21 protein-coding genes and 1 pseudogene are annotated in these 23,059 nt (G+C 39.8%); 18 read left to right on the top strand and 4 right to left on the bottom strand.

Going from position 1 to position 23,059, the window contains the following annotated elements:
• Positions 1-12: 12 nt before the first annotated feature.
• The 4 genes from B5F25_RS05385 to B5F25_RS05370 form a co-directional block, all read right to left on the bottom strand.
• Entirely contained in the window at positions 13-1,194 is a 1,182-nt protein-coding gene (locus B5F25_RS05385) for a polysaccharide pyruvyl transferase family protein (RefSeq protein ID WP_087248140.1), read from the bottom strand.
• Entirely contained in the window at positions 1,191-2,699 is a 1,509-nt protein-coding gene (locus tag B5F25_RS05380) for an MATE family efflux transporter (protein WP_087248138.1), read from the bottom strand. Before B5F25_RS05380 ends, B5F25_RS05385 begins: the two co-directional genes overlap by 4 nt.
• A 341-nt stretch (positions 2,700-3,040) precedes the next feature.
• A complete protein-coding gene (locus B5F25_RS05375; protein ID WP_087248136.1) occupies positions 3,041-4,546 on the bottom strand; it encodes a transcription termination/antitermination NusG family protein in 1,506 nt (501 codons plus the stop codon).
• Positions 4,547-5,040: 494 nt separating this feature from the next.
• A complete protein-coding gene (locus B5F25_RS05370; RefSeq protein ID WP_206423528.1) occupies positions 5,041-5,262 on the bottom strand; it encodes a hypothetical protein in 222 nt (73 codons plus the stop codon).
• A gap of 8 nt (positions 5,263-5,270) precedes the next feature.
• Here B5F25_RS05370 and B5F25_RS22405 point away from each other — a divergent pair.
• The 18 genes and pseudogenes from B5F25_RS22405 to B5F25_RS05280 all read left to right on the top strand — a co-directional run.
• A pseudogene (locus tag B5F25_RS22405) lies at positions 5,271-5,396 on the top strand (glycoside hydrolase); the annotation flags it as partial.
• A 130-nt stretch (positions 5,397-5,526) separates the two neighbouring features.
• Positions 5,527-6,744, top strand: coding sequence for a site-specific integrase (locus tag B5F25_RS05360; protein WP_087248134.1), 1,218 nt, complete (start codon positions 5,527-5,529; stop codon positions 6,742-6,744).
• 618 nt (positions 6,745-7,362) lie between these two features.
• Positions 7,363-8,868, top strand: coding sequence for a transcription termination/antitermination NusG family protein (locus B5F25_RS05355; protein ID WP_087248132.1), 1,506 nt, complete (start codon positions 7,363-7,365; stop codon positions 8,866-8,868).
• A 108-nt stretch (positions 8,869-8,976) separates the two neighbouring features.
• The gene (locus B5F25_RS05350; protein ID WP_087248130.1) at positions 8,977-10,098 is read left to right on the top strand and encodes a hypothetical protein; all 1,122 of its coding nucleotides are present in this window, start codon (positions 8,977-8,979) and stop codon (positions 10,096-10,098) included.
• A 25-nt stretch (positions 10,099-10,123) separates the two neighbouring features.
• Positions 10,124-11,005 carry a site-specific integrase gene (locus B5F25_RS05345; RefSeq protein WP_241148360.1) on the top strand — a complete coding sequence of 294 codons (882 nt, stop codon included), beginning with the start codon at positions 10,124-10,126 and terminating at the stop codon, positions 11,003-11,005.
• Positions 11,006-11,175: 170 nt separating this feature from the next.
• Complete coding sequence (locus B5F25_RS22400) at positions 11,176-11,349, top strand: hypothetical protein (RefSeq protein ID WP_239466190.1); 174 nt, start codon at positions 11,176-11,178, stop codon at positions 11,347-11,349.
• A gap of 201 nt (positions 11,350-11,550) precedes the next feature.
• On the top strand, positions 11,551-11,817 hold the full coding sequence (locus B5F25_RS05335; protein WP_140406864.1) for a hypothetical protein: 267 nt from the start codon (positions 11,551-11,553) through the stop codon (positions 11,815-11,817).
• Positions 11,814-12,278 (top strand): PIN domain-containing protein, encoded by a 465-nt coding sequence (locus B5F25_RS05330; RefSeq protein WP_087248126.1) that lies wholly within the window; start codon positions 11,814-11,816, stop codon positions 12,276-12,278. The genes B5F25_RS05335 and B5F25_RS05330 overlap by 4 nt, the downstream gene beginning before the upstream one ends.
• Before the next feature lie 214 nt (positions 12,279-12,492).
• The gene (locus B5F25_RS05325; RefSeq protein ID WP_241148359.1) at positions 12,493-12,933 is read left to right on the top strand and encodes a YfdX family protein; all 441 of its coding nucleotides are present in this window, start codon (positions 12,493-12,495) and stop codon (positions 12,931-12,933) included.
• A gap of 86 nt (positions 12,934-13,019) precedes the next feature.
• Positions 13,020-13,820, top strand: a complete 801-nt coding sequence (locus B5F25_RS05320; protein ID WP_140406863.1) for a hypothetical protein — start codon at positions 13,020-13,022, stop codon at positions 13,818-13,820.
• A 99-nt stretch (positions 13,821-13,919) separates the two neighbouring features.
• A complete protein-coding gene (locus tag B5F25_RS05315; protein ID WP_087248120.1) occupies positions 13,920-15,437 on the top strand; it encodes an oligosaccharide flippase family protein in 1,518 nt (505 codons plus the stop codon).
• Entirely contained in the window at positions 15,434-16,597 is a 1,164-nt protein-coding gene (locus B5F25_RS05310; protein WP_087248118.1) for a polysaccharide pyruvyl transferase family protein, read from the top strand. Before B5F25_RS05315 ends, B5F25_RS05310 begins: the two co-directional genes overlap by 4 nt.
• The gene (locus tag B5F25_RS05305) at positions 16,594-17,466 is read left to right on the top strand and encodes an N-acetylneuraminate synthase family protein (RefSeq protein WP_087248116.1); all 873 of its coding nucleotides are present in this window, start codon (positions 16,594-16,596) and stop codon (positions 17,464-17,466) included. The genes B5F25_RS05310 and B5F25_RS05305 overlap by 4 nt, the downstream gene beginning before the upstream one ends.
• Positions 17,460-18,452: an acyltransferase family protein gene (locus B5F25_RS05300; protein ID WP_087208926.1), complete on the top strand. Its 993-nt coding sequence runs from the start codon at positions 17,460-17,462 to the stop codon at positions 18,450-18,452. The genes B5F25_RS05305 and B5F25_RS05300 overlap by 7 nt, the downstream gene beginning before the upstream one ends.
• An 11-nt stretch (positions 18,453-18,463) precedes the next feature.
• Positions 18,464-19,381 (top strand): acyltransferase, encoded by a 918-nt coding sequence (locus B5F25_RS05295; protein WP_140406862.1) that lies wholly within the window; start codon positions 18,464-18,466, stop codon positions 19,379-19,381.
• 17 nt (positions 19,382-19,398) lie between these two features.
• The gene (locus B5F25_RS05290; RefSeq protein WP_087208930.1) at positions 19,399-20,589 is read left to right on the top strand and encodes an O-antigen ligase family protein; all 1,191 of its coding nucleotides are present in this window, start codon (positions 19,399-19,401) and stop codon (positions 20,587-20,589) included.
• The gene (locus B5F25_RS05285; RefSeq protein ID WP_087248112.1) at positions 20,586-21,734 is read left to right on the top strand and encodes an acylneuraminate cytidylyltransferase; all 1,149 of its coding nucleotides are present in this window, start codon (positions 20,586-20,588) and stop codon (positions 21,732-21,734) included. The genes B5F25_RS05290 and B5F25_RS05285 overlap by 4 nt, the downstream gene beginning before the upstream one ends.
• Positions 21,735-21,741: 7 nt before the next feature.
• The gene (locus B5F25_RS05280) at positions 21,742-23,004 is read left to right on the top strand and encodes a hypothetical protein (protein WP_140406861.1); all 1,263 of its coding nucleotides are present in this window, start codon (positions 21,742-21,744) and stop codon (positions 23,002-23,004) included.
• Positions 23,005-23,059: the final 55 nt, after the last annotated feature.

The following is a 23,059-nucleotide window of genomic DNA, read 5'->3' as shown; positions in this document are numbered from 1 at the left end:
AGAAAGGGTAGTTTATTGGTATAATTCAGCTAATTCATGAAATTTTTCTATAACATTAGATTTTTGCCGTTCAGCATTCCGGTCGATGAATGAACTTTTATATACATTGATCGATGTTTCAGATAAAGAGTTTTTTTGAGAGAATAATTTTATGTTGGAATCTGTCCATTGTTCAATATATGCTTTTAATTTTCTTGCACCATAACCCACATAAGGTACCCCAAAACTCATAGCCGTTATAGTTCCGTGTAAACTTGATCCTATATACATCTGAGAGTGTTTGATTAGCCACATGATATCAAATATGTTTGGCTGATTAATTAAGAAATAGTTTTCCCCCATTTTTTTTGCTATATTTTTAAGTGCAATTTGATCAGAATGTCCAAGAGCCGTTCCAATAGGGCATAAGCATATTGTACAACCTAATACTTTAGATATGTTAATGAGTTGATTTGCAGCAAGATCATATTTCCCTTTCCATAAGTTTAAATTACCTTGGAAAAATATATAATTGCTATTTATTATATCTTTTGATACAGTTATTTTAGCTCGTAGTATATCTTCGTTAAAAACTTCAGACATTAGTATTGCTGAGTCTGGACATATCGAATGTTTAATATGTCGTAGTGTAAGTGCTTTACTTGTTTCATTGTCTCTTACAGCGAAATAATCAACGCTTTTAAGAATTTCTTGTACTTTAGGATTGTCCAGTTCATCTGAGTGTAATAGCCATGATCCTCCCAATGCATTATATGCAATAGTCTTAAATTGAGGCAATTCATTTTTACCTACGGAAAAGACAAAGCATGTTTTTGTTTTAAAAACATATTTCACAAATGAAGCGCATATATCTTTAAAATAGCATCCAAGCGGAATTTTTGAAACCTTTGAAGAAAAGCGATATAAATAATCAACCCATGGAAAAATGTATGATAAGATAGTGAACCAACGTACGCATAGTGATTCACCTCCAGCAACAATCAAATGATTTTCCCATTCTTTGTCAGTTTTGAATAATTCAGAATATTCTTTAGTTTTTATACCGCCTTTTTCAGACAAATCTGATGCTGTTGTTGATACATATACAACATCATCAAAGATTTTGGAAAAATAGTATGTTATAATGTGCGGGAATAATAAATCCCCATAATTAAACCTATCATTTGGTGCTAAAATATACAACCGCTTTTTCATTTCTTTTTAAAGATTTTAGTTATGACATATTTAAATTCGGATTTCTTTACGCCGATTAAAATCGTTAATATGGATGAAATGGCAAGGGATATCAAGACTCCCCAAAATGTAGGACTGATGTTTTTTTTAAGAAATAAATAGGCAATGGTCATTAATAAAAAGACTAATGTATTTCTAAACATCACTTCTTTGTTAAATAAATTTATCGATATATCAACTATGCGCTTTAGCATAAATAGACGGGCATATAAGGTCAACAATGCCAATGATATTGCAACGATATAAACCGTTTCTGGTCTAAATCCATAATGAAGCAAAATAAGTGAAATTGGGAAATTCATCATGTGCATTGTTCCAACAACGATTTGGTAATTTTTAATTTTTCCTGTTGCTTGTTGAAGTGTAACTAATGGCAAACTAATAACTTCTACAATTGTTAGAATCAAAGTCAATCTTACAAAATTCACGGAATAATCGGGTACTATTTTTAGCCATAATTCTAGTATGTAGGTTGTCTCGCATATTATAGGAAAAGAAATTATGGTCAATAATAAAAATGAAAAACGTGCACTATATATAGCTAATTTAAAAGAGCGTTTTAGATCATTTTGTGAATATGATTTTATTATTTGAGGATTTACTGCCATTAAGAAGTTATTTGAAAAACTTGAAATAGCATTATTTACTTGGACAGCTATGCCTCGTGCTGCATTTACCATTGGATCAAAATAAATATTTAACAAAATGTTAGTTCCTTGAGTCCTCAATACACCGGCTGAAGCACCGATAAAATTCCATCCTGCAAAGCCGAACATTTTTTTTAAAATTTCCATATCCCAATAGAAATGATAGTTGCATTCTTCAAAATGCTTCTTACAATAATAACCATATACTAAACGGATTATAATTGCAACTGAACACATTAATATCGCATAAAAGACTAACTTGTCTATTGGTGAGATTGTAATCAAAAAAGCTATAGCAAGTTTGCTTAATGCCTCCAATATACTAATATAAGCAAATGCTGACATACTTTCATGTGCAATAATTGTAGCATTATAAGGCACACTTATTAGATTTATTACAAAAGTAATTATTGAAAACTGTAGGGTCCAATTAGCAGCAATAAGTCGATTTGTTGGAATTGTCATTTTTGTATTTAAAAACCATACGCCAAATGATTCTATCAGGATGACAATTATAAGAGACAATAATAATTGGATGGTAAGAGACGCTGAAAATATTTTTCGAAGCTTACTTGTATCACCTTTTCCTAATTCATATGTTATAAATCTACTGATTGAAGAAGACAATGAAGCTGATATGATTGTAAACATCATAACCACTCCGCCAACCACATTATAAATCCCGAAATCTTCTACTCCAAGAGCATTCAGCACGACACGTGAAGTGTAGAGACTGACTGCCATCATGAAAAGCATGCGGAAGTACAGCAGCAGCGTATTCTTGGCTATGCGCTTGTTGTTTGCAGAAGTGTTTTCCATGAATAAAATAAATAGTTATACTTTGAACCGTGTGTGAATGTGCATTTTATGGAATACACACAGTTGGTGTTACATTGGGTTGCAAATCCGCTTCTTCAATTATGCTGGCTTACATATCCGGCATGTCAAGCAAGCTTTGTTCTCTCCGCAATATAGCTGCATCGTTTGTAAGATTATTAATCTTACAGCTTGAAGATTAATAATCTTTCGGCGTGAAGATTAATAATCTTACAAGCAACGCAGTTATGAGGTTCCGAATCAGCACGCGATAAATTCAAGACACAGTCTCTTAAAACAGGCTCTCAGATTATTCTCTATTTTTTCTTGATTTCTCCGACGGTTTATTGATGCAGCCATACCGTCCGCAAGTACCTGCGCCATATAGCAAGGTGTGTGGTGGTGTTTATCTCCTGGCAGATATCGGTGCATGTCTTTATCAATTCGTTTTTACCTTTTTCGGGGTCGGTGGTCGTTATTGCCATCACATTCAAGGTATCTGTACCGATTGTAAGCCTTTGTATGGCTTTTACTGCCGAAGACGTATCCGTCAATACCTTATAGAGGGAAGGGGCGTAGTTGCGGAAAGACTCGATGAGCTTTTCTTGCTTTCCGTTGTCCGTATTGTTCCCGTGAGCAGTTCGGATGGTTCCGCTAACCAGTTTTTCGTTGGCTTTTTCTGCCGTCAGGAAGTATTCGCCGAGGAATTCGTCCCAGTTGGCGAAGAATGTATATTCGTCTTTTTCCTTATCCTTCAGGATGCCGATGTGCGCATAATAAGTCGTAGTAATGCTTTCGTTTTTTTTCTTGCTGGGGTAGTAAGCTTCTTCTGTTATTTCTATTTTACGGATGATTTCCGTAAAGTGTGTATGCTGAAGCTTTGTCTCGTCTTGGCTGTCTTCCAATGTTATACCTGCTGTCGGAGTGAGGTACGGACGGAGAACGAGCTTCTGCCAGTTTTGCCTTACATAGCCGGGATTGTCATGCTCGTAGCGCACGAGATTCAGGATGAGTTCTGCCTCATTGCCGTTTATTTGTGCCAGTCGCATGCTTAAGGCTGTGTCGCCTTTTTTATGAAGGTCTTGGCAAAGGGAAACCAATGAGGGTCTGACCGTCAGGTTGTCTATGATTTCGTAGAGTAAGGGGAGTGTCTGTTCGCCATAGCCGCAGGCTTGCAGGATACCGATTAGCAGGTCGATGGCACGTCCTTTTTCGGTACCGATGGACAAACGGTCGCCTTCGGCATTGTGCAGGCGGACTACGTGGAAGTTCCAGATGTTGGGAAGGGAAACGGTGAGGTAACTGTCTTTCTTTAGTCCCCGCATTTGGAACACCAGCCGTTTATCTCTGCGGAAGCGGGCGATATATCCTTCCCGTCCTTTTAGCGGACCGTCTATGACGCGCACAATTTCGTTGGGGTTACCTGTCTTGGGGTTGAATGCATAGTCGGTGTATGGTCGTTCAAGGATAATCATCTGCTCTGCGTAGTTTTCGTTGAAATCCCGGAAAGCGCGCATTTGTTCTTCAGGGATAACACGCATGCGTGTCTTTTCTCCTTTCTCTGTTTTGCGCTCGTACTGCACAACGCCCTCCATAGCGTGTTCTTCCATAAAGTCTATCAACGATTTTTGGGTAGCAAGTACAAATACAATTCCCACAAACAAGGGTGCCTGCTTGTCGCCATTGTCACCACGGACTGTGACTGTGGTATGGGTAGGTGCATAGACTTCGAGAATGTTTTTAGACTTCGCCTTGTATTGTTCTAAAAGTTTTACAAACTTTTTTTCCTGACGAGGCCGGGTGCGCACAACGTACCAGCAGTAATCCAAATGATTGAGTTTGTCGATCATTTGTATGCTTCATTTAAATGTATTTCCCATGTTCCCTTCATGACAATTGCATGAAAGTTCTGAAGTACCTTTTTCCAGGTGTAGCGGTAGGATTCTGGACGAAACTCAGCAGCAATGGTCTACCGTTTTTATGTGACAAGAAGAATAAAGCATCATGTGCTTCAAGTATATTGCTTCCATATCACAAGGTTTTAATATTCAGTTTGTTAACTTGATCCAATCTTGCCGCTTCACTATGGTTTGTATGTATGAAGCGGTGATTTCGTTGCAAAGATAAGAAAAAAATTTAGAAACTGTTTTGAATTTCTACAAAAGTTTTTCTTGGCTTGATGGTTCACATGATAAATTCGGAACAGGCTTTTATTTTCCCCAAATCTTGTCAATCATTTTCCGGTTGGCTTTCATTACGCCGTAGGTGTTTTGTTTTTTATGTTACTTTTTTGTTAGCCGTTTCTTGGAACTTTCAGATGGTTTTGTTATCTCTGCATTATCAGTTAAACTAACCAAGAATCACGCATACGGGCTTCACTATGCAATGCGGACAAGACAAATTTCTTTTCATGCTTCTGCAATTGCCTCGGAATCTCTTCAAAAATGGCGGCGACTTTCGTTTCTTGATTGTCAGCATATTTGCGGATGTCATTGCGGTAAAGAGCCAATACGTCGCGCTTCACCTCATCCACTTTTTCAAAATCCCGCGTTTCCACATATTTCATACAGATGCAAATTAGAACGTGGAGACCGGGATATTTTCAAAGAATACGTGTCTTTCCGAAAATGGAAAGGAAAGGTCATTCCCGGCATTGAGCGGCGCAGGAGGGTCGAGTTAGCCTTGCTGTTCGAGCCTTGAAACTGGAAAGAAGGAAATAGGCAACCGAATAATGCCCGGCATTACACAGACAAACTATTCAGGACAAAATGCTAAATAACGACCGCTTCTGTATATTTTCATTTGGACTACAAATTTAAAATCAGACATCATGGCAACATTCAAACTAAAATTCCGCCCTTCTACCGCTGAAGGCAAGCCTGGCACTATGTATTTCCAAGTGACACACCGCAGAAGCACGAGAGCTATTTATACCGATTATCATATCACACCAGAGGAATGGGACGGGCGGACTTCGTTCATCCGCATCACCGGCACGCCGGAACGGCAGGCGGAACTGCAACTGATTGCCTCCAAGGTACGGTGGGACTGCAAACAAATCACTTCATTGATTACGGAAAAGGAGCAGGCAATGGTGGAATATACGGCGGACGACATTGCATCGGCCTTTCGGCTGCTCCCGCCTTGCCCAACGTGGTTCGGCTTTATCCACGGCATGGTGGCGAAAAAGCTCCGCATCGGCAGGCTGGGTACAGCCAAGACCTATCGTGATGCCTTGGCGAGCTTCTCTCGTTACCGTAACGGCGAGGACATCGCCATAGACGCATTGGACGCGGAACTGATGAACCAATATGAGGCATGGCTGAAAGAACAGGGCGTGAAGCGAAATTCATCATCGTGCTACCTGCGCACCTTGCGCACCCTTTACCGCAAGGCGGTGGAAAAGGGGCTGGCAACCGACAAGGACATCTTCCGCCATGTCTTCACGGGCTTTGCCTCTACCGTGAAACGCGCCCTCCCGTTAGATACCATACGGACCATCAGAAGGCTCAACTTGCCGGACGGTTCCGACCTTTCCTTTGCCCGTGACCTATTCATGCTCTGCATCTACCTGCAAGGCATCTCGTTCGTAGACATGGCGTATCTGAAGAAGAATGACATCAAGAACGGGCTGCTGCAATACAGCCGCAAGAAGACAGGGCAGAGCATTTCCATCGGATGGGAACCGGTCATGCAGGAGATTGTGGACACCTACGCCCACCTGACTGTCGGTAGTCCTTATCTGCTGCCCATCATCACCAAGCAGGACGGCACGGAACGCCGGCAATATGAGCGGATGGAACATAAGGTGAACCGTCTGCTGAAGAGAATCGGCGACATGGTGGGGCTGCAGGTTCCGCTCACAACGTATGTAGGAAGGCATTGCTGGGCAAGCACGATGCGGGACATGGGAGTCAGCCTGTCCATCGTTAGTAAGGGTTTGGGGCATGAAAGTTTAAAAACCACGCAAATCTACCTTTCGTCCATTGACACGGAGGGTGTTGTGAAAGCCAACCGTCAACTGATTGGCAAGATTTTTCGCAAATAAAACGACTGGAATCTGTTCGACAAAACCTGCCACTGTATATTATGAAGCGGCAAAACACGTTGCAAATGTAATAAAAAGATTTAATACTAAGGAATTTACGGCCTAATTTTTTTCAAGATTAGTGATTAAAATTTTCCAAAAGCTGCATTTGTTCGACTAATTAAGAAAACCAAGGCTTGATATCCGCTGAATATCAGTGTATTATAAAAACCTGCCGTTTCATAATATAAAACTATGGTAAAGCGGCGAACTATAAGATACTTAATTGATTGAAAACTAAAGATTTGTGATATGGGAACAAAAATGTTAAAGCGCATTGCGCTTTGTTCTTCTCGTCACATAACAACGGCAGGCCATTGTTGCTGAGTTTTTACTCCGGAATGCTGCCGCTAAACCTAAAGAATACTGTAAACAACGCCTAAGAACGTCCTAAAAATGTTTGCAAAGCGTGGTGATTCAAATTCGGAGAGGTATCAGTCAGCCATCATGCGATTGTCATGGGGGTAGCGTAAGGAACGCCTTGTTCATTTACAATTCGTCTATTTATAATTTACGATTTGGTGTGTTGTAAATGGGATAAACCACCGTAAATAGTACTTTGCAAATCGTAAATCCATCATGTTGTCCGACAAACTCAACACAGTCGATTACCATTGGTTTCTTGTTTGCACCAAACCCGGACATGAAACGGAACTGTGTGCACTCATCGAGCGCGAAAAGGGCAAGATACGGAATATATTGGAAGTCTATTGTCCTACGCATACCAAGGTCTATGTGCGCCGTGGTGACAACGAGCAGCGGCAGCCCTTTTTCGACGGCTATGTGTTTGTGCTTGCCACCCAAGGCGCGTTGGCTGAGTTTCTCCGTGACAACGATTCCGGTGCTTATATTTGGTACAACCGAAAGCGCACGCCGGACGAGAAAGCTGTCGCTTGCATCATACCCGAATCCCAAATTCGTGCTTTCCGCGACTACAACGAGAACTATGCCGACAAGGTGATAGTGTTGGAGCGTTCTTATACGGATTATGCGTTCAATGCGAAAATGGACGAGCCGAACGAGATAGTCCGTGTGGTTGATGGCCCGCTTGCCGGGTGTGAAGGATACATCTGCCGCTTCCACAAGAAAAAAGGACTGGTGTTCCGTGTTCAGGGCATAATGCCGGGCAGTTGGCTGACCGTCACCTACCCAAATGCTTCTGACCTCCATGTCATCCGCCTTCACAATGCCGAGGGTGACCGATTGTCCATCGGTACGGAGAAAGGGCGGGCTGTTGACCTGCTTGTCGGCATTCTGCAAGGCTGTGGCTACAGAGAACGCACACAGCCCATGCTGTATGAGCTGATGGAGCATCTTGCCGCCGACCTGTCGTTGGAGGCTCTTTGCAAGTATCTTCAGAAACAAGAAGAAAAGGCTTTGGCTGACCGTCTTGCCAAACTGACCACCAAAGAAGCCGAACTCCTGATAAACCTTGCCCGCTACGAGCATGACACGCCCGGATATGTGAAGGAAAACTGGCCGCGGATTACCTTCCGCCCGTTCCTTACGCCCACATCCGGAATAGAGATGGAAGAAGACAAGAATGAGGTAGAGTTGCAACATAAGGATTTTGCGGAAATCATCCGCAAGGTGGACATCACCGAAGAGGTTTATTACCCCAGCCGACAGGAGGACGGAAAAACCAACACTGCGTATTATGCCCATATCGGCATGAGGGAAGAGATGGGAAACCTCGTTTTCTTCGCCAACTGGGACGATTTTCTCCGCGAGTATTTCCTCACGGCAGGAAAAGCCAACGAGAAGTTGGTTTCCGGTAAGGTGCAGAAAGTCCGTAACGAGGTTACCCTTACAGAAACGGAAAAGCTCATCGAGTCTTTCCGTAATTACGCGCCTACTTTATATAAGGTATTGACGGAACCTGATTCAGCCGTAAAAGCAGTACCGAATTTCAAGGTCGGCGAAGAGTTGCTGAACGTATTTGCCATCCGGTCGTCAGCGCAAGAAAAAGAGGCGGCAAAGGACCAATTGATAAAAACCTGTGTCCGCATCTGCAAGGAAATCAATACCACCAACCATCTTGCCGTATGGCGCAGGTATCTGCGGACGGTGTGGTTGCACAATTGAAGTTGACAAGGTATCAGTTGACAAGGCAACAAGGTTCTGAATAGTTTCATTAATGGCATCTAAAACCTCGTTAACTCGTCAACTGGTCAACTTGTTACCTAAAATAAAATGTTTACATTTGTCCAATTCTCCTCCGAATGGAAACGCCTTCACCATCCGTCCATGAACGTTGACGGCGATGTGGCTTTCTTTTATGAAATCTACGTCAGGCTGCACCGTTTGGTAGAACAAGAAGCGGCGGCATTCGACGAGCAGCTTATTCTTTTCTTGCTGCTCTATACGGAGAACACCGTTTCTATCGGGCTTGACGGCGTTTACGAGTACAGGTACCGCAGCGTGGGCAATGTGGTGTCCAGCTGGTGCGAGAGTTTGGACATGAGCGCGGAAGCCACCTCCCAAGTGGACAGGTTCGTATCTGAAGCCGTGACAAAAGCTCCTTGCAGTGCCCTTCGTGGGTGGATGACGGCATGTGTACTGTCAGGCGATTTCTCCCGTTTGGGCGAAATGCTGACATGGTTTCCACAGGAAGACCAAGTGATGTGGCGCATCTTCCCAGACTTGCGTTTCAGGGAAATGATGTTCCGCAGGCTTACGGGAGACTGGCAGACCGCCCGGCAAATGCTGTGGGCAGACCTTGCCTTCAACTGGTGTGACAAGCGCGGTGATTCTTTGGCGGTTACCATTGCCAAACAGTTCCGTTATGAAACTTCTTTTGTGGAAGCGGAGGAAAAGGCTTTGCTGATGGAAGCGGCAGAAACACTTGATGCCATCCATGCCGAACAGTTGGACACTTATACGGTCATAGGACGAAACAATGAAAATGTGCTTACCTTGCGCCATAGGGACGGTCGTGTGTTCCAGAATGTAATTTTCCCGACACCCGTTCCCAAAGACGTGCCCAGCCATTATCTTGCCGTCCAGCTTGTTACCTATAATAACAAAACATACATAAGCGGTTCTGCCGTATGGCTCAACGAGGAAGCCCTGCCGATATGGAACGGTGAAGCCAATTGGAACGATATCGTGAAGAAAGAACAGGATGCAGCCAAGTTCACTTATTTCACCACCACCTTTGGCAAGCGGATCAGTCTTTATGAAGACCTCTACACCGTGCCTGAAGACCCAGAGGAAGCCTATTACGCCGACATGGGCATCTATTTTGACGAGCCGAACATCTTTGATTTCTTGGGAGGCAGGCCGAATGGCAGGGTAATCTATTTTGGCGGCTGACAGACAAGGTAAAATTGAAATAAAAGTGGATAACAACAGAAAAAAGAACATGCAGACGGCAATCATAACCCTCTCTCCTCCTGGGGATAGTTGGAGAGGGGCTGGAGAGGAACTGGAAGGTTTCGGTTTCATCGCCTACGCCAACTCCCGCGTTGAGAAACTGAGGGATGAGGGACGGTATGACGCCGCCAATAAGTTGAAAATGTATCTCAGGAGGTTCATCGCCTATCTGGGAAAAAACGAAGTGCCTTTCAAGGACTTTGACGCCCTGTTGATACGCAACTACCACACGTGGCTGAAGAATCAGGAGCTGGGGCGCAATACCATTTCCCTCTATATCCGGAATTTGAAGCGGGTGTACCGTCTTGCCGTTGATGACGGCCTTGCTGCCGACAGCAACCCCTTTGAAGGCATGGACGTGAGCTACCGCGTCAAGAAAGACAGGAACGGGTTGACGCTTGATGAGGTGAAACGCCTGCGTGATTTGGACTTGAGCGGCGAGTCACAGCAGGTAGTATTCGCCCGTGACATTTTCCTGTTCACAGTTTATACCAAGGGCATGAGGAGCGATGACATTTTCCGGTTGACGAGAAAGAATATCAAGAACGGACAGCTTACTTACTGCCAACACATCACCGGCAAGGAGATTTCCATTCCGTGGGAGCAGGCTCTGCAGGAGATTGCGGACCGCTACAAACAGGAAGGGACGACACGGCTTTTCCCTGTCATCACGGCAAAATCTCCGCGCGAGCAATGGAGACAGTATGATGGCATCCTGCACCGCATCAATTACAGCCTGAAGAAATTGGGCGAGACGATGGAGCTTGGTTATCCGCTGAACCTCACTGTCGCAAGGCATTCGTGGCAGAACATGGTGAAAAGGATAAGGATAAGCGACATCCTATAGAAAATAGCCTTGCTTCTGAAAGCGGTGCAAAAGGTATTGGCATCTAACTCCCAGCCCGCACTGGCGGGCGATAACTGCCTGTAACTCCCTTTTTTGAGATACCTTACCTCAGGCAGATAGCCGCCGCTCAGGAATACCTGAATGAAAACCGCAACGCCGACCTCTCGCACGTGAAGTGCCTTCTCCGCTGGATAATGCCCAAGGAGTACCACGATGAGATAGACAAGCTCCACGAACGGGAAGACCCCCAGTTTGTCTGCATCATCAACGGCGGCCAGAACCTCATCGCCCCGAACGCGCAGCAGGCAGAACAGAACATACAGGATAGTACACCCGAAAAATGAATATATACTGCATCGGCAGTTGAATATATACTGCAACTGCTGATGAATATATACTGCAACCGCCGATGCAGTATATATCCTTAAAAAAGTAATACGAATGTAATACGAATGTCTTCATTTTGCCAAAATTTTTCATTCAGACATTTGCTTAATAAAATAGAAACGGCTATATTTGCCTTGTAGAGTTATATTTTTTCACTTATGGCAGCAACTGTAACTATTGAACCAAACGACAAAATGGCGGATAAACTGTTTGATATTATTCGTTCACAAAGCCTTGACGTAAAAATCAAGTTGCAACGCCTTTTGTCCAAGGATATAGACAGGCAGAAGAAAGAAGAGATATTGTCCGGTCATGTTGACAAACCGTATTCATTAGACGAGCTCTACGGTATACTGAACCATGACGATGGTTTGTCTTACAAAGAAATGAGGGATGAATACTTAAAAGACAAGTATCAGCTATGAAAGTGTTTTGTGATACTAACATCATTATAGAATATCTCTTCAAACGCAAAGAAGCTGAAACGATAAGGCGAATATTCCATTATTTGAGCAGGATGGATGTAGAGAAAGTCTTGTCATGCGGTTCTTTTTATACGTTGACTTACCTCATAGAAAATTATCTGAAAAAAGATGGACTTGAAAAAGACGAACGTATATCTGAATTAAGGCGTATCTTGAATGGCTTGCTTCTGGAATATCACATTGAAAGCGGAATAAGCTGGAAAGCTGGTATAAACGATATTCATTTTAACGATATTGAGGACAGTTATCAATATCAGGCTGCCTTATCATCCGGTTGCGATGTCCTGTTAACATTGAACATACATGATTTTCAACATGTCTCGCCTACTTTATTAAAAATATACACTCCTGTCGAATTTCTAGCTGAATATGGGGATAATAATGTAAGCGTCCAAAACTGACGTATTGCCCGTTCAGATAGATGTGCCTGCCTTCGCACTGTAAACATTAAAATTATAATGATATGTACAGCAGTGAAGATTTTGAAAGGCTTTTCATCCGTTACAAGAGTGAGGTCTACCTTCTAATGAAGGTATCTTCATAAAAACAAGGGCAGGATGTCAACTCACAAACTCATAAACTCACAAACTTAAAATGAGCTATATCCGTCAGCGTATGAAAGACAAATCACGTACTGACATCGAACTGACTCCGTTGAAAGCTGAAATCGAAACCGTTTTCAACAAGCGGAATATCGATGAGGATTGCGATACCATTGCAAACCTGCTTGCCCCCTATCAGAAAGCAGTTCGTGAATCGTTAAGCCAAGGCAAGTATGCCGAAGCCGTAACTGTTCTAATCGAAGTGCTCGAAAGCCTTACTTACCACTTTGTGGAAGACGAGCATTACAACTATTTCGATGACATGTACAGTCCCGACTATGTTTGCCAAGACATGATGGAGGCAATCATCAGTTCTATTAAGAGTAGGAATTTTCCAGCGAAAGAGTTGCAGCGATTGAAAGACGGATTGGAGAAATCGAAGCATACGGAGGCATACGAAAATTATGGTGTGCCGTATGCATTGGATGTGTGGGAGAAGTTTCAATGTCAATAATATGCAAGGACATTTCCATATAACGTTACAATGTTATAGCCATGCACAACAAATCGATTAGAGGAACATCGTTCACCCTTCCATCCGTGAAGAAACTTAAGAAGCTATTAGGTGAAATGGATGCTTTCACACAATATATTGAAGTTGCTTTAAGGCATCTTGAACAAGGGTATAATGCAACAGAAATGACCTATAATCAATATGTCAAGGCTACCGCAACTGAACTGGGAATGAATTTGCATAATATAGACATAGAAAACTACAAACAGAAAATCATTCTTCGGCACCTGATTATCCCTCGTGCTTTTCTTGAATCATTTGTAGAAGACTTGCAAGAAGACATAAAAGGCATGGGACATCCCATGTTTGATATTGGGAAAAAAGCTCCGGCAGGCATGCCTAATACGGAGTTGAATAGGCTTATCAATCATATAAATGCGGATTTACATATAACTGTTGATCTGACAGTTTTTCAAAAAGACTTGTTTGATTATTACCGGACATTGCGTAATGCAGTGGCACATGCTTCAATCGATTCCACTAAAATAGAAGATGCATACAATGCTCTTGATATAAATGCCATACATGCTTTTTACCCAACTCTGTCAGCCCCTAATAAGATAGAAAATCTGACATTTGATGATTTTACCCTTTGTACAGCCAATATCAAAAATATAGCAGATATGATTGTATGCTCGCTTGAAAGCGCAATACGCTGGAACTCTCCAGAAGTATTGAGCAATGCTTGCTTTGCAAACGTCAAACAAAAGGCAAAGGTAAGGACGAAAGAAAGAATGTTAGGATATATCAAACATTGTGCCAATATGACATGGAACATAGTGCCATCGGTTGCAGATTGTGAAATAATATACAGTTCACTCGTATAATGGTCAGTGCAGCATCCTCTGGATAGGGATAATGTCATATCCTTATCTAAAAGATGCAGGTCAGAATTCGAATCTTTGGTGGACTACAAAATAATTTGTATGACAGATTATTTAGTCAACAACAAGCGCATAGCCAAGAACACACTCTTCCTTTATCTTCGCCAGCTTATCACGATGGCTGTGTCTCTTTACACGGTACGGGTGATACTGGACGTGCTGGGAGCGGAAGACTATGGAATTTATAATGTGATTGGTGGAATCGTGTCCTTGTTCAGTTTCCTGAGCGGCACTATGGCCTCTGCCACACAACGGTTTCTGTCATTTGAGATGGGAAAGCAGGAAAATGGTTCTCTTATGAAAGTGTTTTCCGTTTCCATGTACACTTACCTGTTACTGGTTGGCCTCATCCTATTATTATCCGAGACTGTAGGATTGTGGTTTGTCAATAATCAATTGACTATTCCTGTAGGACGTTTGACGGCAGCAAATTTTGTTTATCAAAGTTCCATATTATCGTTTATTATCACATTGCTATGCATCCCATATAACGCTTCCATTATAGCGATGGAACGCATGAATGTATTTGCCTATTCAAGTATTGTCGATGCTGGACTAAAGTTGGCAATCGCTTGGCTATTACCCTATATCGTAATGGATCATCTGAAAGTGTATGCCATATTGATGTTCATCGTCATAGCTTCTGTCCAACTTTATTATGTATGGTATTGCCGCCGGTATTTTGATTTTTGCCGATACAGCCATTACAAAGATCACAACCTGTTCCGAAATATGCTTTCGTTCGCAGGATGGAACATGATTGGAGCATTGGCCAATATTTTACGAGGGCAAGGGCTGAACATCCTAATAAACCTGTTCTTCAATCCTGTATTGAATGCGGCGTATGGCATCGCACTTCAAGTAAACAATGCCATTACCAATTTCACGAACAATTTTTATACGGCTGTCCGCCCGCAACTGGTAAAGTTATATGCCGGAGGAGATACGAAAGGAATGTTGGACTTGGGCTATCAAAGTTCAAGGTATGCTTTCTATTTGATGTTGGTCATCACGATTCCCATTATGCTGAATACGGAAGAAATCCTGTCCATTTGGCTAAAAGATGTACCTGAACATACAGTTGTTTTTTTAAGAATAATAATGCTGTCATCATTGATTGAAGTGTTATCCGTACCTTTAGCCAATATGTTACAGGCTTCCGGAAAAATAAAAATATACCAATTGACGGTATCCATACTTTTCCTTTTAAATATTCCTATATCTTATATATTCCTTCGTATGGATTATAATCCTGAAACTACATTATGGATAAATTTGGCAATAATCCTCTTGTCAATGTTTCCACGATTATATATCTGTAAAAACATTATAGGTTTATCCATAAATGATTATATGAAGGACGTTATCATAAAGATAAGCATTCCACTTATCTTTCTTATGCTACTGTTTTATATTCTAATGCCTGTTATTTCAACAATGAACATTATTGTAACCATAGCCGTCCAGATGAGTTTATCCAGTATTCTAATTTTTACGACAGGATTCACACGTCTTGAAAAATCATTCATTTTAAAACAATTAAAACTACGTATCAAATGAGAATTATCAAAAGGATTTTAAGAAAAATCTATAAATTGGTTATTGGCAACAGAGTGCCATGTATTTCAGAATATCCCTTCGTTTCTGATTTTGGTTTAATTGTAACCCATATATCAGCGTATGGGAATGGTAATATGGGAGATACCTATCTACCTATTGCATTGAGGAATCTCTTTAATTCACAAATTGGAGTAAAGAAATGGATTAATAGGTCTGTATACAAAGAAGTGACAGATAAGGACATATCAGTTTACAATCAATCTGATTTAGTCGTAATTGGAGGTGGCGGATTGTTTTTGAAAGATACAAACCCAAATGATTTATCCGGCTGGCAATGGAGTTGCAGTTTGGAAATGTTAGATAAAATAGAATCTCCTTTAATCGCTTTTGCTATAGGATATAACAGATTTAGAGGACAAGATGATTTTGAACCTGTTTTTCAAGAACATATAAATAAATTTGTTGAAAAGGCAAAATTTATCGGACTTCGAAACCACGGAAGCATTGAGAATTTAAAAAGATATCTGAAGACAGAAGCATCAAAAAACAAATTGGTTTTCCAGCCTTGCATGACTACACTGACTTCTTTGTTGTATCCTCGATTGCACCAATATGAAAAGAAAGACGATTTTATTGCTTTGAATTGCGCTTTCGACCGCCAGCAACTGAGAATATCCGGTGACGAAACTCTAAAAGGTATAGCAAGAGTAATAAGTAAGCTATCGAAATTTGCAAAAATTAAAATTTATGCTCATGCAAATACGGACGGAAAGATTTGTCCCTACTTAGATGCACTGTCTATCAATTATGAATATATAGAATTTAAAAGAACAGAGCAGATGCTTTCGGCATACTCTAAGCCAAGATTGGTGATAGGTATGCGTGGACACGCACAAATGATTCCTTTTGGATGCAACACCCCCATCCTTTCTATTATTTCCCATGATAAAATGCAATGGTTCTTAGATGACATACATCATCCAGAATGGGGAGTAGATGTATTGAATCCGTCTTTTGAAGCAGAATTGCTTGAAAAAGCGAAAAAACTGTATGAATCTACAGAAATATTGATTCCTATCCTCAAAGACGAACAACGCAAGTTGTGGAATATTACCCAACAGAACATGAATTATATAAAATCTATAATCAAAAACAAATGAAAGCTCCAAAAATCATTGCAGAAATCGGTTGCAACCACAAGGGTGACATGGCAATCGCAAAAGAGATGATTATGACGGCTGCCACCTACTGCAAGGTGGATGTTGTCAAGTTTCAAAAACGTTGTGTCAAGGAACTGTTGACACCGGAAGAATACAATGCCCCGCATCCTCATCCAGAAAATTCATACGGAAAGACATACGGTGAGCACCGGGAATTTCTGGAATTCAACCTTGACCAGCACCGCCAGTTGCAGGAATGGTGTAACGAGTTCGGCGTGGAATATTCCACTTCGGTATGGGACATTACTTCGGCAAAGGAAATCTGCACGCTGCATCCCAATCTGATAAAAGTGCCTTCCGCCTGCAACTTGAACAAAGGCTTGTTAGAATACCTGTGCGATAACTTCGGCGGTGAAATCCATTTATCTTTCGGCATGACGACCCATGACGAGGAAGAACAGATTATCCGATTATTTGAATCCAAAGGCCGTAACAAGGATTTGGTAATATATGATTGCACATCGGGTTACCCCGTGCCTTTCGAGGACATTTGCTTGCTTGAAATCACTCGTTTGCGTGAATTGTATGCAGATAGGGTAAAAGCCATAGGCTTTTCCGGTCATCACTTGGGGATAGCTGTAGACAGTGCTGCCGTAGCTTTAGGTGCTGAATGGATAGAGCGTCACTATACGCTTGACCGTACATGGAAAGGTACAGATCATGCGGCATCTTTGGAACCGGACGGTGTGCGTAAGTTAGCTCGCGACTGCCGTGCCGTGGCAAAAGCGTTGACTTATAAGAAAGAGGATATTCTCGATATAGAGAAAGTGCAGAGAGATAAACTGAAAAAACATCAAGTGAAATGGTAACAACCACCAAAAGAAATATTCAGTACGATTATATAAAAGGGATAGCTATATTTTTAGTCATATATGGACATACAATATCCCACATTGATATTGGACAAACAAGTTGGTGGGAAAATCCTATATATATGTTCATTTATATGTTTCATATGCCTTTATTTATTTTCGTATCTGGATATTTCTTTAATGCCAACAGAAATCCGAGAAATTATGTTGAAAATAAAGTAAAGACTCTGATTATTCCTGCTATTATTGCAACCCCTTTCATCTTTATTGCAGACTGTTGTAATAAAGGAATATTTGATATACATCAGTTTTTTCCCTTATTAAAAGGGGATTTGTGGTTTCTCAAATGTCTGTTTATTTGCTCGATATGTACATACTTCGTTGTATTTATTTGCAATAAACAAAAAATTAACAATTGGGAGGGTAAAATATTAGCATTCGTTGTTTTGTTCCTAATGCTACAAATTATCGGGTATTATAAATCTGGAATATTATTTAATGCACAGTACCTTTATTTGTTTTTCATTTTTGGACATCTCTTTCGCAATTCTTGTGCTGAGAGATGGGTGTTAAAACACAAACGGGTATCTTTCCTTTGTTCGGTTATATTTCTTGGCATTTCATTTCATTATTGGGACTATGAATGCTATATGTATAATTCACAGCCGATGGACGTATTGCGGGCGGCTTTAAGGTTAATGGCAGGCTGTGCTGGAATTTTGTTGATAATATCTTCAGTCTATTTTCTGAAAAAATTCTATTTGTTTGGCAATTTAGGACAACATACATTAGGAATATACATTGTCCAAACCATAGTATTTCAATTTTATGGTAGAAAAGAATTGGGCTTGAATGAATACCTCTATGATTGGATATTTGTGCCAATTATTTCTGTTTGTATTCTTTTGATAAGCTACATCACCGTTTTATTATTGTCCAAATATAAAATAACTCGACATTATTTATTAGGGAATTGGAAATAGATGAAATGAACATGTCAAGATTACAACATCGAATCGCTTCGTTAGATTTATTAAAGCTATTTGCCATTTGCGGTGTCCTTATCATACATATGATTGGAAAAACAACTTATGGAGGTGTGTTTTGGTATGCACAAGCCGTACCGATATTCATGGTGCTTATGGGATATAATTGTAGAGAGACGATAAATTGGCATTCGCTCGGCAAGTCCTATCTGAGTTATTTCATGCTTTACATCGTTTCATTGATCATTGCCATTATTCTACACAAACCATTCTCTATACATTATCTTCCTATAGGCTTGTTGCCTTTCGCCGGTCCGGGAACATATTGGATATTGCTTTATTTCCTATTCGTATTGGTATCTCCACTGATATATCGCATGAAGGAACGTATGTCTATAGGGATTTTTCTCAGTTTGTTGTTCGTTTTAGGGTATATGTTTGATGTGATTTATGAAGCATCAAACTCATGTGGGAAAACTATTTACTCATCATGTCCATTGCGTTATGCTCTTTGCTTTAGATTAGGGATGATTATAAAAGAAAAATCACCTTTTTGGTTTATTAAAAGGATGTGGTGGTTTGCAGTGCTATCTGCCATTTACTTGTATTTACGAAATTATTCGTCTTTGGATATTCCCTACTTGTTCTTCGAGAATGCAGGATGGAGTACGGGAGAGAACGGCTTTGCCGCATTCTATCCAGCCATGCTTGTGGCCTTAAGCATGTATCTTTTAAAAAATATGCAATATAGTAAAATCCTTTTCCTTGGAAGGCTTACTTATCACGTATTCTTATTCCAGATACTTTGGTTTGCCATATTTCCGCATTTTATTACAAATAAAGATGCATTCACAATACTGACTTTCGTGTGCTGCTTTTTGGGAGGGTATGTCTTTTCTCAAGTATCTAATCGATTTATTAAATAAATAGACTTTTCTTGGTCATGCTGAACATTATATCTAAATATATTTTGCCTTGTATTTATTTGTTGGGGTTAATGCAGATTCTACAAGTTGGAGGTGTACGCTTAGGATGTTATTTACTAAGTGCTTTCAATTTTATTTTTATACTTTCTAACTGGAAATTGCTTAAACTAGACAAAACGGGTATAATAAAATGCAGTCTTTTATATGTTATATTAGTATTGGTCTACCAAATTCTGACCCCTCCTTTAAGTGAAATATATAATCCTTACGAACCTTTGTTCTATCATGTATTCATTACTACGGGAATATCATTTTGGATTATGGGATATAAGGATAATAAGATAATGATGGATTTGACTAAAAAGATTATCGCGGGTATTACCATTGTTGCCTTATTGTATTCCTTTTTCATAATGTTGTCTTATGGAGGTGTGGCAAGTTTATCTATAGGTAGTGAAATTGGTACCTTTCTATATCAAACCGTTCCTTACTTATTGTTATGGATGTCTTCTGTTTTATTTATATTGAACAAGCCTTTACGTATATCGATTATACTTTTGTTTGCCATTGTCATGATGCTTTCAACCAAACGTGGTCCCTTGGTAACGATGTTTGTCGGATTAATAATTTCTTTGCTTATTAATGGAAGAATCAACGTGAAGGCAATCCTGTCATTATCATTGGTTGCATTTATTGGCTACTATATTATTGATATCTATTTTGATACTTTTTTGTCAGACTGGCTAGGACGTTGGAGCGAAAGAGACGACATATCCAATGGACGAGAAGAAATATGGGACTTGATTCTAAATGATGTAAGTAATCAAGATGCATTGACTATAATTTTCGGTAATGGCTACGAAGCTTCCCATAAACTAACATATAGATTCCTTTGGAATGCAATAGGAGCCCATAATGATTTCATAGACATATTGTATAATTTCGGCATTTTGGGTTTATCACTTTTTGTTTTTTTAATAATTAGTTATTTGAAAAACATAGTAATCGCAATCAAAGTCAAATTTTCCCATGCTGATATGCTCGCATATTTGATAGCATGTTTCTTGTTTGGCAGTTTTATTTCATCCAATATGACAAGATATGCGACCGTTTATTTTGGAGTGTTTTTTTATTACATGGCAGGACAAATCGAGAGAAATCGAAACAATATTATTGTAAAACAAGAAAGTAATACAATGCTTTTATGAAAACAATAGCATTCATACCCGTAAGGGGTGGCAGTAAGTCCATCCCTCTTAAAAACATCAAACCTTTTTGCGGCAAGCCGTTAGTTTGCTGGAACATCGAAGCTTTGGAGGATTGTCCCGAGGTGGACGAGGTAATCGTCGCCACAGACTCTGACAAGATAGAGCGCGTAGTGACATCTCAGTCTTACAAAAAAACCAAGGTGTACCGACGCTCTGCGGAGAACGCCTGTGACACGGCAAGTACAGAAAGCGTTATGCTGGAGTATATCCACTACGCTCAACTTCCCAGTGATGACATCTTCATGTTGGTGCAGGCTACATCGCCTTTGACGGAAACGGTACATTTTACGGAAGCTCTTACTGTGTATGGTAAAGGAGAATATGATTCTATTTTGACTTGTGTACGTAATTACCGTTTCTTCTGGAATGAAGATGGTACAAGTATGAATTACGACTACAGAAATCGTCCTCGCAGGCAAAACTTTTCAGGGATGTTGATGGAGAACGGAGCTTTCTATATAAATAAGGTAAGGAATATTCTTGAATCGGGCAACCGTCTCAGTGGACATATCGGCATTTACGAGATGCCGGAATATACCGCAACGGAGATTGACGAGCCGAATGACTGGGTGGTATTGGAGAACCTGATGCGCAAGCATGTCTTGTCCAAACGCAAAGAGGTCAAGATCAGGCTTTTCTTGTGTGACGTGGATGGCACGCTGACTGATGGTGGCATGTATTATTCAGAAAATGGTGATGAGCTGAAGAAGTTTAACACCCGTGACGGCATGGGCTTCCAGCTATTGCGTGAGGTCGGCATAAAGACCGGTATCATTACTTCAGAAAACACCAAGATTGTAGAGAACCGCGCCAAGAAGCTGAAAGTGGATTTCCTCTATCAAGGAAAACGAGACGGCGGAAAATTGGCAGTCACAAAAGAAATATGCGAACAACTTGGCATCACATTGGATGAAGTTGCCTATATCGGTGATGATATTAATTGTATGGAATTGCTTGAAGCTGTAGGTGTAAAGGCATGTCCTGCTGATGCTTACGAGGAAGTGAAAGCGATTCCTGATATCCATATAATGACAAGAAAAGGAGGAGATGGGTGTGTAAGAGAATTTATTAACCACATTCTATAATTAAAATATGATGCATTTTAAAGGATTGTATTTTTGCGATTTTACCAAAGTTTTCGACTGGAAACTCTCTATTGAAGAAATAGAGAATAAAACGCGAAGTAAATGGGAACGTTTTTATAAATTATTGAGGTCTTTAAGTGGGTTAATATTACATCTAATTTACAAATATCATACAATTGAAATCCATTCTAGGCAAGATAACAAAATATTATTCTTATACAATCCTGTGAGGGATAGAAAAGATATAATGAAATTGTTTCTTGATGTTGCTGATACGATTGAAAATAAGCAATATGATTTTATTAAATGGAATATAATCAAAATATTTTCTTTAAAACGATTTTACAAAATGTCTTTGTTATGTTTTACATGGGGAATAGTTTTATTGAAACAAAAATATTTATTTAAGCAAACTATTTTAACTTTACGAATATTACTTGAAATCAAAGATAAACAAGACGAGTTAGAACATCTGGTTAATATAAACAAGTATCAATTACTTGTTGTATTATATGATGCTTATCCTATAGATAATTATTTTTCTCAATTATTTAAATTGAATGGAATTAAAACCGCAACATTACAACATGGAGTTATGTTGGCACCTAGAAAAGAGATAGAGAATAATATTGATTTTGCAGGTTTAGAATTTAAAAATTTTATAAGTGATTATTTTTTAGTATGGAATCAATTCACAAAAAATGAGGCAATTAAAGCCGGACTAGATGAAAATAAAATAAAAGTATTAGGTATCGCAAAATGCCTTAATTCACAATCAATGGAGTTTGGTTCTAAAAAAGTATTTGGGATAATTTTAGACGGAGAATACGAAAAAGAGAATAACTCTATAATGATTGATATAGCAAATATATTTGCAGAAAAAATGAATTATGGCTTTATTGTTCGTTATCATCCCAATTTTAAAGGAAACGAATATGCGAACAGGATTAATAATAATCATGGAAAAACTTGTGAAAAGGCAACATCTCTAATAGAGTTTTTTAATGAAATTTCCTTTTGTATCATTTCAAACTCTACTGTTTTATTCGAAATATTATATTGGGGTGGTGAAGTGTATCATTATTCATCATTAACTCCTAATGACAAATTCAAAGATTTAAATATACCCTCATTCCATACTTCGGATGAATTATTGAATCTTTTTAAAACTAGAAATAAAAAGGCAACGTTTCCCGAAATCTGTGGTCCTAAAAATATAAAAGAGCGTTATAGGAGATTCTTTAAAGAAATAGTTTGCAAAGTTGTGTAATTTATTCAAATGGTAATGTGTACATTGTTTTAAACGCTGTCTTGTATTGTGGATT

The sequence above is a fragment of the Bacteroides sp. An19 genome, from assembly GCF_002160215.1.
Taxonomy (GTDB): domain Bacteria; phylum Bacteroidota; class Bacteroidia; order Bacteroidales; family Bacteroidaceae; genus Phocaeicola; species Phocaeicola intestinalis.
This window is presented reverse-complemented; position numbering and strand designations above follow the sequence as displayed.

What these genes read in the sequence shown, in the direction of transcription:
- B5F25_RS05350 (WP_087248130.1), top strand. Translation starts at nt 8,977, where the DNA reads ATGTTTACATTTGTCCAATTCTCCTCCGAATGGAAACGCCTTCACCAT.
- B5F25_RS05295 (WP_140406862.1), top strand. Translation starts at nt 18,464, where the DNA reads ATGTCAAGATTACAACATCGAATCGCTTCGTTAGATTTATTAAAGCTA.
- B5F25_RS05290 (WP_087208930.1), top strand. Translation starts at nt 19,399, where the DNA reads ATGCTGAACATTATATCTAAATATATTTTGCCTTGTATTTATTTGTTG.
- B5F25_RS05370 (WP_206423528.1), bottom strand. Translation starts at nt 5,262, where the DNA reads ATGAAATATGTGGAAACGCGGGATTTTGAAAAAGTGGATGAGGTGAAG.
- B5F25_RS05300 (WP_087208926.1), top strand. Translation starts at nt 17,460, where the DNA reads ATGGTAACAACCACCAAAAGAAATATTCAGTACGATTATATAAAAGGG.
- B5F25_RS05335 (WP_140406864.1), top strand. Translation starts at nt 11,551, where the DNA reads ATGGCAGCAACTGTAACTATTGAACCAAACGACAAAATGGCGGATAAA.
- B5F25_RS05280 (WP_140406861.1), top strand. Translation starts at nt 21,742, where the DNA reads ATGATGCATTTTAAAGGATTGTATTTTTGCGATTTTACCAAAGTTTTC.
- B5F25_RS05360 (WP_087248134.1), top strand. Translation starts at nt 5,527, where the DNA reads ATGGCAACATTCAAACTAAAATTCCGCCCTTCTACCGCTGAAGGCAAG.
- B5F25_RS05310 (WP_087248118.1), top strand. Translation starts at nt 15,434, where the DNA reads ATGAGAATTATCAAAAGGATTTTAAGAAAAATCTATAAATTGGTTATT.
- B5F25_RS05380 (WP_087248138.1), bottom strand. Translation starts at nt 2,699, where the DNA reads ATGGAAAACACTTCTGCAAACAACAAGCGCATAGCCAAGAATACGCTG.
- B5F25_RS05375 (WP_087248136.1), bottom strand. Translation starts at nt 4,546, where the DNA reads ATGATCGACAAACTCAATCATTTGGATTACTGCTGGTACGTTGTGCGC.
- B5F25_RS05285 (WP_087248112.1), top strand. Translation starts at nt 20,586, where the DNA reads ATGAAAACAATAGCATTCATACCCGTAAGGGGTGGCAGTAAGTCCATC.
- B5F25_RS05325 (WP_241148359.1), top strand. Translation starts at nt 12,493, where the DNA reads ATGAAAGACAAATCACGTACTGACATCGAACTGACTCCGTTGAAAGCT.
- B5F25_RS05355 (WP_087248132.1), top strand. Translation starts at nt 7,363, where the DNA reads ATGTTGTCCGACAAACTCAACACAGTCGATTACCATTGGTTTCTTGTT.
- B5F25_RS05305 (WP_087248116.1), top strand. Translation starts at nt 16,594, where the DNA reads ATGAAAGCTCCAAAAATCATTGCAGAAATCGGTTGCAACCACAAGGGT.
- B5F25_RS05385 (WP_087248140.1), bottom strand. Translation starts at nt 1,194, where the DNA reads ATGAAAAAGCGGTTGTATATTTTAGCACCAAATGATAGGTTTAATTAT.
- B5F25_RS05330 (WP_087248126.1), top strand. Translation starts at nt 11,814, where the DNA reads ATGAAAGTGTTTTGTGATACTAACATCATTATAGAATATCTCTTCAAA.
- B5F25_RS05315 (WP_087248120.1), top strand. Translation starts at nt 13,920, where the DNA reads ATGACAGATTATTTAGTCAACAACAAGCGCATAGCCAAGAACACACTC.